The organism is Devosia sp. A369 (assembly GCF_054489345.1).
In genome coordinates this window covers 1-11,760 of the sequence record NZ_JBTMWV010000014.1, presented here as the reverse complement: position 1 = coordinate 11,760, position 11,760 = coordinate 1, and the positions used below count along the sequence as shown (strand labels likewise).

Here is an 11,760-nt window from a genome sequence, read left to right as displayed (position 1 = left end):
GAAAGCGGGCTGCTTAGCGGCCGCTGCGGTAGTTGGGGGCTTCGCGGGTGATGATGACGTCGTGGACGTGGCTTTCGCTGAGCGCAGCGCCGGAGATTTTCACGAACACCGAATTGTCGCGGAAGTCCTTGAGATTGTGGGCGCCGGTATAACCCATCGAGGCGCGCAAGCCGCCGGCGAGCTGATGCAGCACGGCACCGGCCGAACCCTTGTAGGGCACCTGGCCTTCGATGCCTTCAGGCACCAGCTTCATCTGATCGCGCACATCCTGCTGGAAGTAGCGATCGGCCGAACCGGAGCCCATGGCGCCGACCGAACCCATGCCGCGATACGACTTATAGGAGCGGCCCTGGTAGAGATAAACCTCACCGGGGCTCTCGTCGGTGCCGGCCAGAAGTGAGCCGACCATGACGCAAGAAGCACCACCGGCCAATGCCTTAGCCATATCGCCTGAGTATTTGATTCCGCCGTCGGCGATGATCGGGATGCCGTGACGGGCCCCCTCCTCGGCGCAGGCCATGACGGCTGCGAGCTGGGGAACGCCGACGCCGGCGACGATGCGGGTGGTGCAGATCGAGCCGGGGCCGATACCAACCTTGATCGAATCCGCGCCGGCATCAATCAGCGCCTTGACTGCCTCGGCGGTGGCGACGTTGCCGGCGACGATGCGAGTGGAATTGCTCTCGCGCTTGACGCGCTCGACGGCCTCGGCGACGCGCACCGAGTGTCCGTGGGCGGTGTCGATGACCAGAAGGTCCACCCCGGCGTCAATCAGGGCCATGGAGCGCTCAAAGCCCTGGTCGCCGACCGTAGAGGCGGCGGCGACGCGCAGGCGCCCCTGCTCGTCCTTGACGGCGTCTGGGTTGAGCTGGGCCTTTTCGATATCCTTGACGGTGATCAGGCCGGTGCAGCGATAACCGGCGTCGACCACCAGCAGCTTTTCGATGCGGTGCGTGTGCAGCAGCACCTTGGCTTCTTCCTTGGAGATGCCGTCGCGCACGGTGACCAGATTCTGGTGGGTCATCAGCTCGCTGACCGGCTGCGCCGGATGGGAGGCGAAGCGCACGTCGCGGTGGGTAAGGATGCCGACCAGCTTGCCGATGGCGCGACCGCCCTTGCCGCCGTTTTCGACGACCGGAATGCCGGAAATGCGGTTGACCTGCATCAGCGACAGCGCATCGGCCAGCGTGGCGTCGGGGCCGATGGTGATCGGATTGACCACCATGCCGGATTCGAACGACTTGACCTGACGGACCTGCTCGGCCTGCTCGGCGGTGGTGAGGTTCTTGTGGATGACGCCCAAGCCGCCGGCCTGCGCCATGGCAATGGCCATGCCGCTCTCGGTGACGGTATCCATGGCTGAACTGATGATGGGAAGATTGAGCGCTATGTCCTTGGTGACATAGGTGGAAATGTCGGTTTCCGTGGGCAGGATGTCAGAGCGCGCCGGCTGCAGCAGCACGTCATCGAAGGTTAGCGCCGCATCGCCGGTGATGGTGGTAATAATCTTCGCCAAGGCCAGACCTTTCCTGCCTTCTGATATGATCAGAAATGTTGGAGTGTGAACCGGGCCGACGTTTGCGGCGGGTTCAGGTTGGCGAGGGTCAATAGCACCGGGGGGCCGGCTTGCATAGGGGGCGGCCACCGCGTGCAAGGCGGGGCGGCCCAGCGGCGAACGCATGCCTCGACGAGGACGGGGCAAATGTGGACGGAAGGACTAGGGCAAATAGCCTTTCCAGCCTCTGGTCCACAGTCCATATTATGCCTGCCACATATTGGCGCATCCCGATTCCTTGCCGGTCCCAGTGTCCTGATCCGCGTCACCCCCCTCATTCTTGCGGTCGCCCTGTTCATGGAACAGATGGATTCGACCGTCATTGCCACCTCGCTGCCGGCGATTGCGGCCGATATCGGCACGGACCCGATTGCGCTGAAGCTGGCGCTGACCGCCTATTTCGTGTCGCTGGCGATTTTCATTCCGATCAGCGGCTGGATGGCCGACCGCTTCGGTGCCAAGACTATTTTCCGGCTGGCCATCGTGGTGTTCATGCTCGGCTCGCTGGCCTGCTCCTTCTCGTTTTCGCTGGAGAGCTTCGTGCTGTCCCGTTTCTTTCAGGGCATTGGCAGCTCGATGATGACGCCGGTGGGCCGGCTGCTGCTGGTGCGCTCGACGCCGCGCAGCGAGCTGGTGTCGGCCATGGCGTGGCTGACCGTGCCGGGCCTGCTGGGGCCGCTGACCGGGCCGCTGATCGGCGGTTTTCTCACCACCTATCTCAGCTGGCACTGGATTTTCTGGATCAATATTCCCATCGGCATTGCCGGGGTGATCCTGGCCGGGATTTTCCTTAAGGTCCCCGATGCGCGCAATCCGCGCCCCATCGACGTCACCGGCTTCCTGCTGGCCGCCATCGCCTTTTCCGGCACGGTGTTCGGGCTGTCAGTTGTGAGCCTGCCGGCGCTGCCAATCGCCTATGGCTATCTGACCATTGCCGTCGGCGTGGCCGCTGGCCTGTTATATCTGTCGCATGCCAAGCGGACGGCATTTCCGCTGCTCGACCCGCAATTGTTCCGCCACAAGCTGTTTCGCGCCTCGATTACCGGGGGCTCGCTGTTCCGCATCGGCGTCGGGGCGCTGCCGTTTCTGCTGCCGCTGATGTTGCAGCTCGGCTTTGGCCTCAATCCGTTCCAGTCCGGCGCCATCACCTTCGTTTCCGCCTTTGGCGCGATCATGAGCAAGTTCGTCGCCGAGCGGGTGTTCAAGCGGTTCGGCTTTCCGCTGATACTGGGCATAGCGGCCGTCGGTGGCGGGGCGCTGATCGCGGCGCAGGGGTTTTTTAATGCCGCCACGCCCGTCCCGGTGATCATGGCCGTGCTGCTGCTGGGCGGCGTGCTGCGCTCCGTGCTGTTCACCGGCTCCAACGCGATGGGCTATGCCGATGTCGACGACGAAGACGCCAGCCAGGCCACGGCCATCGTTGCCGTGTGCCAGCAGCTGAGCATCGCATTCGGGGTGGCCATGGCCGGCGGCGTGCTCGAAGTCAGCATGCGGCTGCGCGGCAGCGCGCTCGACCTCATCGATTTCCAGATCGCGTTTTTCGTGGTCGGCGGCCTCAGCATCCTGGCCGGTCTGATTTATTTCCGATTGCCGCCCAATGCCGGCAACAATGTTTCGGGCCATCAGGGCGCCGTCATCCACAGGGAGTGACCGGGATAATCCCGGCAATATGGCTGTGTCGCGTATCGTTCCCCTCATCCTCGCCACGGCGCTGTTCATGGAAAACATGGACGCGACCGTCATTGCCACCTCGCTGGCGGCCATTGCCGACGATCTGGGCACCGATCCGATTTCGCTCAAGCTGGCGCTGACCGCCTATCTGGTGGCGCTGGCCATCTTCGTGCCGATTTCGAGCTGGATGGCCGACCGCTTCGGCTCGCGCAACGTGTTCCGCATCGCCATGGTGGTGTTCGTGCTGGGCTCGATTGCCTGTGCCTTCTCCGATTCGCTGCTGGCCTTCGTGGTCGCCCGCTTCATTCAGGGCATGGGCGGCGCCATGATGACGCCGATTGCCCGGCTGGTGCTGGTGCGGGCCACGCCGCGCCACCAGCTGGTCCATGCCATGGCCTGGCTGACCATTCCCGGGCTGATCGGCCCGATTGCCGGGCCGCCGTTTGGCGGCTTTCTCACCACCTATCTGAGCTGGCACTGGATCTTCCTGATCAATGTGCCGATCGGCATTGTCGGGGTGGTGCTGGTGGGGCTGTTTTTGCCGGAAACCCAGCGCAATGCGCCGCGCGCCATTGATTTGCCAGGCTTTTTCCTGGCGGGAACCGCCTTCGCGCTGTTTGCCTTCGGCACGGCGGTGATCAGCCTGCCGGCGCTGCCGCCGATTATCGGGGTGATCGCCACCGCGATTGGCATCGGCATTGGCGTTCTCTATGCCCGCCATGCGCTGACCGGCGACAATCCGCTGCTCGATCTGCGGCTGTTCCGCCTGCCCTATTTCCGCAGTGCGGTGGTGGCCGGCGCGGCCTTCCGGCTGGGTCAGGGCGCGACGCCGTTCCTGTTTCCGCTGATGCTGCAGCTGGCTTTCGGCATGACGCCGTTTGACTCCGGCATGGTGACCTTTGCCGGCGCCGTCGGCGCGATCATCGCCAAATTCTTTGCCACCTGGATTTTCAAATCCATCGGCTTCAAGACCTCGCTGGTGATTTCCACCGCCGTCTCGGCCCTCGGCATCCTTGCCATGGGGCTCTACACCCCCGAAACGCCGATACCGCTGATCCTGTCGGTGCTGGTCTTTACCGGCTTCTGGAACTCGACCTTCTGGACCGGCTCCAGCGCTTTCGTGTTCGCCGATGTCGAGGACAAGGATGCCGGCCAGGCCAATGTGATCAACCAGGTGAGCGGGCAGCTGACCATGGCGCTGGGCATTGCCGTGGGCGGCGGGGTGCTGGAAGCCGCCAATGCGCTACGCGGCGGGGGCGAGCTGATCCTGTCGGATTTCCACGCCGCCTTCTTCGTCGTCGGCGCTATCTGCGCCATTTCGACGGTGATGTTCTTGCGCCTGCCCAAGGATGCCGGACAGGCGCTAACCCGTGGTCCGCACGCGCATTAGCCGGGATATAGCCCCCATAACCGCGCAAGCAAAAGCCGCCAGCATGCTGACGGCTTTCTTGTGGTTTTCAGCCTGTTGCCGCCGAGCGACTAGCGGTCGTATTCGCCTTCGCCGGGCACGGTATCGTTGGTGCCCTTGAAACCCTTGGCGATGAGATAGGCCTCGGCCGAATTGGAGCGGCTGGAAGGCGGCTTGGCGTGGAAGGTCGATTTGAAGTGGCGCTTGAGCATATGCAGCAGCTCATGCTCGGTGCCGCCCTGGAACACCTTGGCGACAAACGAGCCGCCCGGCGCCAGCACGTCGAGCGCGAAGGCGGCGGCGATCTCGATCAGCTGCACGATGCGCAGGTGGTCGGTCGGGCGGTGGCCAGTGGTCGGCCAGGCCATGTCGCTCATCACCAGATCGGCCTTCTTGCCACCCATGGCAGCAATCAGCGCCGCCGGCGCGTCCTCATCGGTGAAATCCTTCATCAGCAGGGTGACACCGGGGATGGGGTCCATCTCCAGATAGTCGATGCCGACGATCAGCGGATTGGCCTCGGTGGAGCCGATGGCCTTGGCCGCCACCTGCGACCAGCCGCCCGGCGCGGCGCCCAGATCGACGATGCGCATGCCCTTGCGGAACAGGTGATGCTTTTCGTCCATCTCCTTGATCTTGAAGGCGGCGCGCGAGCGATAGCCTTCCGAGCGAGCCCGCGCCACATAGGGGTCGTTGAGCTGGCGTTCGAGCCAGATCGTCGACGACACCTTGCGACCCTTGGCCGTCTTCACCCGAATCTTGAGGTCCCGTTCGGACTTGCGTCCGCCAGTACCGAGAGCTTTATCCACCATTGCCAGTCCTCCGCGGGTACCGCGACGCCCGATTATGGGCGCGGTCCGCGTCCATCAGCGAAATTAAAATACCTTCACGCAAGCCACGATCGGCCACGCGAACACGCTCCGTCGGCCATTCCCGCCGGATCGCCTCGAAAATAGCGCAGCCCGGCAGCACCAGATCAGCCCGGTCCCGGCCAATGCAGGGATGGGCCATGCGGCGCTCATAGGACATGGCCAGTAGCACCTTCATCGTATCATCGACTTCGGCGCGCTTCATCCACAAGCCGTCCACCTTCTGGCGCTCATAGCGTTCCAGGCCCAGATGCAGCCCGGCCAGCGTGGTCACGGTACCCGAGGTGCCGATCAGATGCACCGGATGATTAGCAATCATCTGGCGCAGCTTTTCACGGCCGCGGAACTGGCGCAGATGCTCGGAGACATGGGCCACCATCGCCTCGAACACCGCCGGCGTCACATCGATGCCGCCGAATTTTTCGGCAATCGACACCACGCCGACCGGCAGCGACTGCCAGGAGCGGATCGACGCCGACATGCGGCCCTGCGCCTTGGGCCGGCCACCGCGAAAATCGAGCCAGGCCAATTCGGAGGAACCGCCGCCAATATCGAACATCAGGGCGCCGGCAGCGCCCCCCTCGATGAGGTCGGCACAGCCGGTCACCGCCAGCTCGGCCTCGGTACGGCGATCAACGATCTCCAGCTCCAAGCCCAGCTCATGCTTGACCCGGGCCAGAAAGGCCAGGCCATTCTCGGCGGCGCGGCAGGCTTCGGTGGAGATCAGCCGCATGCGAATGGGCTGATGCTCGCGCAGCTTGTTGCGGCACTGGCGCAGCGCATCCATGGTGCGGTCCATGGCGGCTTCGCTCAGCCGTCCGGTGACCGAAACCCCCTCGCCCAGCCGGACGATTCGGGTAAAGCCATCGAGCACGCGAAAGCCATGGTCATGCGGGCGGGCGATCAGCAGGCGGCAATTATTGGTGCCAAGATCGAGCGCGGCGTAAACCGGCCCGCGGTGTCGGCGCGGAGTGGTGGCGTTGGACGTCCGCCTGTCCGCGGCGGGTGAGAGCATGTCGCCCCCTACCCTCCCCGCCGGTCCGGGACTGGACGGGGCACGGATTGCCGGTTCGTCGAGCGACGAATAGCCGGCAGCGGACCGATCGGAATCGGTCACAGAAAGTCTCCTGTCGTGCGCGGTCGCCGGAACCGGCCTAGCCGGCAGCGCCCGGCGCACTGTTTATAACGTGTCGAGAACGACGGTAGTGCAAGGGGCGGGCAAGCGCAATGGCGACAAGCTATCCACAGCTTGCGTCAGAGGCGCTTGCAATCTGTTCGGGCATTGTCTATGCAGTGCCCGCGCCGGACGCTTTACCCGCCTCCCGCCAAATACCGCCGGCCTCGCCGGAAACCCTTGCTGGGGAATAGTTCAACGGTAGAACAGCGGACTCTGACTCCGTCAATCTTGGTTCGAATCCAGGTTCCCCAGCCAATCTTTTTCCAAACGAAATCAAATACATAAGCGGTCAGCGCCGCCAATTCTCGTGCGCACCATGTGCCATTTGTGTGCCGTGCGATACCGAGGATTTCCGGGGGTTTCCAAAGGGGCCCGGCTGGTCCGTGGCACATGAAATGGCACATGGCACATAAAAAAGCCCCGGCGTTTCCACCGGGGCTATCATGGGTAGCGTCAACACCCCACGACGGGGAGTGAACGCGAGTAACGGGTGAACGTTCCGGCTATGCCGCCAAAGGCGCCGACTGTGCCGCGGCCATCGCCAGCAGGTTCGTCACCGATTCACCCGACGGGCCAAAGTCCGCGTAATAGATCAGCAGCAGGCGGATACGCCGGTCGTCATGTTCGGCGTCGTCGAACCGGATCACCTCGAGCCGCTTCACCAAGCTGTCGATGATACTGGCGCACCAGTCCTCCCCCACCTGCACAATGAAGTCTGCGCCGGGATGATAATTGCTTCGCTTGCTGTCATAGCTGCGGGGCTGGTTCTGCATCCAGAGCGATGCGTTGCTCAGGTGGCGGATGCCATCGAAAGCCAGCTCGAAGTCGATGATCGACCAGTCGGCCATGTTGAGGGTGGGAAGGTTCATGCGGCTGCCCTGCTCACCAACTCACCCAGGCGCGCCATGCCCTTTGCGGTGATGCGAACCTGCTCCGTGATTTTGCTAGAACCATCGGCTCGGGTCACCTCTTCAACTCGGTGATCGAGTAAGCCGGACTGGATCTTGTCTTGATATCCGACCCAGTGGCCATTGCCGGCCCGCCGATAGATCCACTTCTGCTGCTGCAGCCAGGCAAACAAATCCTTGGGGCGCTTCTCCAAGGCCTTCGCCGCGTCTGTGATGCACATCGTGCCATCAGCCCGGGTCAGGAAATCGTAGGAATCCGCTTTCGGTTGGAGCCCGACCACCTCGGCCTCTAGGGCCAGTACCTTTTCGACATTCTCCAGCAGCAGGTGCCGGAGCGTTGCGGGGTTGTTGAGCGCTGCCGACGGATCAGGCTGCCTGCGTTCCAGCTCATTCAGCCGGTCGATGACCTTCTTGCGAAGCGGAATGCTGTAGCCGGTGACGAGGGTCATAGTCAGATCGCGGGGCAGATTGTAGAGCGGCAATGACTTGCCGTTGTCCCCGATATAGGAGCCCTCAAAACTGAGGGCTGACATTTCGAGGGCGTCAAACATCGCCTTCGTGTCGCGCATCACGTTATCATGACGCTTCTCGACCAGATCAGAGATGTCGCGGGTCGTCATGGTAGTGCCAGTCGGCACGTTCCCGGTTTGGACGGGTAGACCTGGAGGCTCTCGCGGAATATAGTTTTTCTCGTTCATATTCGTTTCCTTAGCGGGGATCGTTGGAACCATGGCTCGGAGAGGTTGCCGCCTCTGCCGGGCCTTTTTCATTTTCGGCCTGCGCCGCCGTCATGAGAGCTCCGGCAATAAGTTGCCGGGCAGCCTCCGAAAGCGTGCCTATTTTATGATGGTGTCGGTAGTCATTGAGGGCCCTGCCCTCGATCTCGGTCAGCATCATTGTGAACCGTCTGGTTCGCATTATCGCCTCCTGCTTCAAAATCGGCACAAAAAGCGCCGATTTGCTATTCGCACATTGGTAAGGTTAAAAGTCAACGCCGCTTGTGCTTTTTGTGCCGATTTTACACAACCACAGCGATAATGGAGGCAGCAATGGCCAAAGCTCCGCGAGAAAACCGCATTCCAATAATGATGTCGAATGAGGAATTGACGGCCATCGATGACTGGCGTTTTGCGAACCGAGTAGCCACACGCTCCGAAGCAGTCAGACGGCTGTGCAAGATCGGGCTGATTTTTGATGATGCATCAGATGACGTTTCCCAGCAGGTGTTTCAGCTGTTCTTGGTGACGTCTGTACTGGGCGAAACTTTAGCGAATTGGCGTGACAGCCTCCCGAACGAAGCTCAAGAGGCTTTTGAGCCGTCTGTTCGGATCATGGCAGAGCAGATGGATAGGATCGCTCATCTGTACGCGGACTTCGAGCAAGCGGCTAACTCAGCTCAACCCTATAGATCGTCGCCTGATATGGACCAAGCCGCCAGAGACGCCGCACTGGCAAAGGTTGAGGCGTCGAATTGGCGCGATGAACTGTTTTCGGGAACAGATGCGCCCGTGGGATCGATACTTGACGATCTGGAGACGGACGAAAAGAAATGAGCGTCTGCAAGCGCATCGCCCGCCAAGGGCGTGGAAAACGGCATGGGTCGTTGACTGCACCGAGGGCCAGGGCGTGTGCACTCCTTTGTTCCAGAGCCCAGCGGCCTAGCTGGCCCCTTTGCCCCCGCTACTGATCCAAGCCCAGAAGCCGGTCATGATGATGGCGCCGACGATGGCGAATGCCGCAATGACACGAGTTTTCACAGTGCTGGTGCTGCTCCTGGTCAGCACGCTACCCACCTTCGCCCAGCCCGCCCAACTGACCATGTGCGGCAACCGGCCCAGCACCGCCGACAAAACCTGCGTGGTCGACGGCTGGCAACCATTCGGATTGATGTCCCCAACGTTGGGGACATCCTGATCGCCGAGGGCTTGGTCCGGCGTTGGCCAGACGGCGATGACTGGTGGTGCAGGTTGAAGTGACGCTCGCACTCTAGCGGGAACCCACCCAAACATTGTGATCACCCTACATTTGAACCGCAGAACCCTGGGTGCTATTCTGCACGCTTGAGTATCTCTGAAAGGAGGAACTTATGAAGTACCAAAACCCCCAAGAAATGCGCGCCGCCGATCTGGTCCAGTCGCTCGATGGCATCCAGCCGATGTCGCGTCACGAGCGCCTGACCCGCTGGGCTGACGCGCTAGAAAGCCATGCTGGGCCCCTCAACGCCCTCCGGAGGATCGAGTATCTGTCGGCCGATGAACAGCGTCAGTACAGCGGCATCAACACGCCGTTGACCGTAGCGTTCAACGAACCATCCCTTAGCGCCGAAGGGCTGGCAAGTGACCGTCTTGGTGACACAATGGACTTTTTCGGAATGACTGCCGACGAGGCCCATCACCTGTTTTGCGATTGCCACTATATGGGGTCAATGACCGGGGCAGGTCTGGCCCGACGCTTACGAAGCTACGCAGAGGATCGTGGCCCCAGCGTTTGGCGCCGGCTCGGGGCGATGCTAGCTTAGGCCCAGTGCCTGCCCAACCGCTGGCTTTTTGTTGGGGAACTGCACGTACCTAGCGGCGTTAATATGCCGAACCTGCGGCATAATGCACCCCGTCGCAGGTTTACCTTCAATCTTCGGTCACTTGCCCTGCCAACACTCGGCGGGGCTTTTTTGTTGACCTGCAGGCCCTCCGCGCGGGAAACTCAGTCTAGGAACTCTTTCCGCGATATCTCGTTTGCATGACGAGGCGTAGCGCGCGTCAACCGGACGTGGTGGCATAGGGAATAGTTTGGTTTTTCCGGTTTCCCATACTAGCCAACGAAGTGGCAGCCGAGCCCTTATCCCACCCGCGCAGCGCCTCTGCTTGCTGTTTGGGCCCGAACCCCGCCCCGGGAACCCCTGACGTACCCCGTTCGTTGTCTTTTCACAACTGCAACAGGAGATTCCGATGGATTGGAACCGTGTCGAAGGTAACTGGAAGCAGATGACGGGCAAGATCAAAGCGCAGTGGGGTAAACTCACCGACGACGATCTAGCCCAGATCAATGGCAACCGTGAGCAGCTCGAAGGCAAAATCCAGGAGCGCTACGGCAAGGCCAAGGACGAGGTGCGCAAGGACATCGATGACTGGTATGGCCGGCAGCGCTGGTAGCCTCAAACGACGAAGCGAAGGCCCCATATCAGTGGGGCCTTTGTCACGGTGGTCCCAGCGAATTTAACGGTATCCGACGCCCATCACATAGTCCCGCATCATCGATTCTTCATTGACCGACTGGCTGAGCAGCGCCTGCAGCATGTCGCGGGCATTGAGAACTCCTATTGGCGCATCGGCGGCGTCAACTACCGGAATATTTTTCAAACCCCGAGCATTCATGTCAAGCCACAGGGTTTCCAACACGTCCCCTGCCCTGCATAACAAGACATCTCGCGTCATCGCGAATCCCAACGGCGTCGTACAGCCAGCGCCCTGACATTGCCCGATCTGCCTCACCACGTCGGTTTTTGTAATAACGCCGACAAGGCGGCCTGCCTCACCGCACACCACCAACAGATCAGTGCCGCTACCTAGCAGCCGCGCCGCATCCAATAGGGGTGCTTCCGCCGAGATGGTCACCAGCCGCTCACGCGCCCCGGGCAAAATTGCTTCAACAAACATCTGCGCCCCTATCATCGGCCCCGTTCTGAGCGAGCGTCCGACTGTATCACGGTTGATATGTGGGACGTGAGCATGAACCATCCGCACCCCTATAGGCCCCTCCAAGCGTTCAGCCCCGCGGTGACCAGCCAGATCACCGCACCGAAAACGGCAGCGATAACCAGCCAGCCGATCTTGCCGGCCAGACCGTTCACCGCTCGGCGGAAGGCTCGCAGGAACATGAAGTCCCGCCGAGCCTCATCCTGCTGCTCGGCAGCGTCGACGCGGAGCCCGGCGTCAGCCAGAACGTCCGTCATGATCGACCTCAGTTGAGCCATCTGCTCTGGGGTGAAGCTCTTGCTGCCGTCGACAAGAGCCGTGAGGACGCGCGACTGCTGCGCCCGGTCGCGCTCCAGCTGAGAGCGGCGGTGCAAAATTAGTCCACGGTAGCGGCGGGATAGTCCCGCTTCGGGCGGCGTAAAAGTCGGCCACCTATCTTCCTTCTGCGACGCTTGCAGGAGGGTTGGGGATCTATACCGT

At 61.8% G+C, this 11,760-nt stretch carries 14 protein-coding genes and 1 tRNA gene; 7 read left to right on the top strand and 8 right to left on the bottom strand.

All coding sequences use genetic code 11. The annotated features are described in order from the left end of the window. Window positions 1-13: 13 nt before the first annotated feature. Window positions 14-1,516 (bottom strand): IMP dehydrogenase, encoded by a 1,503-nt coding sequence (gene guaB, locus ACX3OZ_RS15420; protein WP_459096869.1) that lies wholly within the window; start codon window positions 1,514-1,516, stop codon window positions 14-16. 294 nt (window positions 1,517-1,810) lie between these two features. Between guaB and ACX3OZ_RS15415 the strand changes: the two genes are divergently transcribed. Both ACX3OZ_RS15415 and ACX3OZ_RS15410 read left to right on the top strand, forming a co-directional pair. Next, window positions 1,811-3,205 carry an MFS transporter gene (locus tag ACX3OZ_RS15415; RefSeq protein WP_459097025.1) on the top strand — a complete coding sequence of 465 codons (1,395 nt, stop codon included), beginning with the start codon at window positions 1,811-1,813 and terminating at the stop codon, window positions 3,203-3,205. A 19-nt stretch (window positions 3,206-3,224) separates the two neighbouring features. Then, a complete protein-coding gene (locus ACX3OZ_RS15410) occupies window positions 3,225-4,616 on the top strand; it encodes an MFS transporter (protein WP_459104837.1) in 1,392 nt (463 codons plus the stop codon). An 89-nt stretch (window positions 4,617-4,705) separates the two neighbouring features. Here ACX3OZ_RS15410 and ACX3OZ_RS15405 read toward each other — a convergent pair whose 3' ends face one another. Together ACX3OZ_RS15405 and ACX3OZ_RS15400 are read right to left on the bottom strand one after the other, a co-directional pair. After that, a complete protein-coding gene (locus ACX3OZ_RS15405) occupies window positions 4,706-5,446 on the bottom strand; it encodes an RlmE family RNA methyltransferase (protein ID WP_459096871.1) in 741 nt (246 codons plus the stop codon). Beyond that, complete coding sequence (locus tag ACX3OZ_RS15400) at window positions 5,436-6,620, bottom strand: Ppx/GppA phosphatase family protein (RefSeq protein ID WP_459096872.1); 1,185 nt, start codon at window positions 6,618-6,620, stop codon at window positions 5,436-5,438. Before ACX3OZ_RS15400 ends, ACX3OZ_RS15405 begins: the two co-directional genes overlap by 11 nt. 241 nt (window positions 6,621-6,861) lie before the next feature. On the opposite strand from ACX3OZ_RS15400, the gene ACX3OZ_RS15395 reads away from it, so the two are divergent. Beyond that, window positions 6,862-6,935: transfer RNA gene (locus tag ACX3OZ_RS15395), tRNA-Gln, on the top strand. A 248-nt stretch (window positions 6,936-7,183) separates the two neighbouring features. Here the strand turns inward: ACX3OZ_RS15395 and ACX3OZ_RS15390 are convergent. The 3 genes from ACX3OZ_RS15390 to ACX3OZ_RS15380 are packed head-to-tail and all read right to left on the bottom strand — an operon-like array spanning window position 7,184 to window position 8,485. Then, window positions 7,184-7,549 (bottom strand): hypothetical protein, encoded by a 366-nt coding sequence (locus tag ACX3OZ_RS15390; RefSeq protein WP_459104836.1) that lies wholly within the window; start codon window positions 7,547-7,549, stop codon window positions 7,184-7,186. Then, complete coding sequence (locus tag ACX3OZ_RS15385) at window positions 7,546-8,286, bottom strand: phage antirepressor KilAC domain-containing protein (protein WP_459104835.1); 741 nt, start codon at window positions 8,284-8,286, stop codon at window positions 7,546-7,548. Before ACX3OZ_RS15385 ends, ACX3OZ_RS15390 begins: the two co-directional genes overlap by 4 nt. A gap of 10 nt (window positions 8,287-8,296) precedes the next feature. Beyond that, complete coding sequence (locus tag ACX3OZ_RS15380; RefSeq protein ID WP_459104834.1) at window positions 8,297-8,485, bottom strand: hypothetical protein; 189 nt, start codon at window positions 8,483-8,485, stop codon at window positions 8,297-8,299. A 152-nt stretch (window positions 8,486-8,637) separates the two neighbouring features. On the opposite strand from ACX3OZ_RS15380, the gene ACX3OZ_RS15375 reads away from it, so the two are divergent. The 4 genes from ACX3OZ_RS15375 to ACX3OZ_RS15360 all read left to right on the top strand — a co-directional run bounded on the left by ACX3OZ_RS15375 (window position 8,638) and on the right by ACX3OZ_RS15360 (window position 10,737). After that, window positions 8,638-9,141, top strand: coding sequence for a hypothetical protein (locus ACX3OZ_RS15375; protein WP_459104833.1), 504 nt, complete (start codon window positions 8,638-8,640; stop codon window positions 9,139-9,141). A 154-nt stretch (window positions 9,142-9,295) separates the two neighbouring features. Then, complete coding sequence (locus ACX3OZ_RS15370) at window positions 9,296-9,502, top strand: hypothetical protein (RefSeq protein WP_459104832.1); 207 nt, start codon at window positions 9,296-9,298, stop codon at window positions 9,500-9,502. Window positions 9,503-9,674: 172 nt separating this feature from the next. Then, entirely contained in the window at window positions 9,675-10,106 is a 432-nt protein-coding gene (locus tag ACX3OZ_RS15365) for a hypothetical protein (RefSeq protein WP_459104831.1), read from the top strand. A gap of 427 nt (window positions 10,107-10,533) precedes the next feature. Then, the gene (locus ACX3OZ_RS15360) at window positions 10,534-10,737 is read left to right on the top strand and encodes a CsbD family protein (RefSeq protein WP_459095451.1); all 204 of its coding nucleotides are present in this window, start codon (window positions 10,534-10,536) and stop codon (window positions 10,735-10,737) included. 63 nt (window positions 10,738-10,800) lie between these two features. Here ACX3OZ_RS15360 and ACX3OZ_RS15355 read toward each other — a convergent pair whose 3' ends face one another. Beyond that, window positions 10,801-11,241 carry a CBS domain-containing protein gene (locus ACX3OZ_RS15355; RefSeq protein WP_459104830.1) on the bottom strand — a complete coding sequence of 147 codons (441 nt, stop codon included), beginning with the start codon at window positions 11,239-11,241 and terminating at the stop codon, window positions 10,801-10,803. A gap of 89 nt (window positions 11,242-11,330) precedes the next feature. Further along, on the bottom strand, window positions 11,331-11,760 hold a 430-nt coding region (locus tag ACX3OZ_RS15350; RefSeq protein ID WP_459104829.1), incomplete at its 5' end, for a hypothetical protein.

Coding starts and splice junctions, on each gene's coding strand:
- ACX3OZ_RS15410 (WP_459104837.1), top strand. CDS start 3,225: ATGGCTGTGTCGCGTATCGTTCCCCTCATCCTCGCCACGGCGCTGTTC.
- ACX3OZ_RS15405 (WP_459096871.1), bottom strand. CDS start 5,446: ATGGTGGATAAAGCTCTCGGTACTGGCGGACGCAAGTCCGAACGGGAC.
- ACX3OZ_RS15390 (WP_459104836.1), bottom strand. CDS start 7,549: ATGAACCTTCCCACCCTCAACATGGCCGACTGGTCGATCATCGACTTC.
- ACX3OZ_RS15385 (WP_459104835.1), bottom strand. CDS start 8,286: ATGAACGAGAAAAACTATATTCCGCGAGAGCCTCCAGGTCTACCCGTC.
- ACX3OZ_RS15380 (WP_459104834.1), bottom strand. CDS start 8,485: ATGATGCTGACCGAGATCGAGGGCAGGGCCCTCAATGACTACCGACAC.
- ACX3OZ_RS15375 (WP_459104833.1), top strand. CDS start 8,638: ATGGCCAAAGCTCCGCGAGAAAACCGCATTCCAATAATGATGTCGAAT.
- ACX3OZ_RS15370 (WP_459104832.1), top strand. CDS start 9,296: ATGATGATGGCGCCGACGATGGCGAATGCCGCAATGACACGAGTTTTC.
- ACX3OZ_RS15365 (WP_459104831.1), top strand. CDS start 9,675: ATGAAGTACCAAAACCCCCAAGAAATGCGCGCCGCCGATCTGGTCCAG.
- ACX3OZ_RS15360 (WP_459095451.1), top strand. CDS start 10,534: ATGGATTGGAACCGTGTCGAAGGTAACTGGAAGCAGATGACGGGCAAG.
- ACX3OZ_RS15355 (WP_459104830.1), bottom strand. CDS start 11,241: ATGTTTGTTGAAGCAATTTTGCCCGGGGCGCGTGAGCGGCTGGTGACC.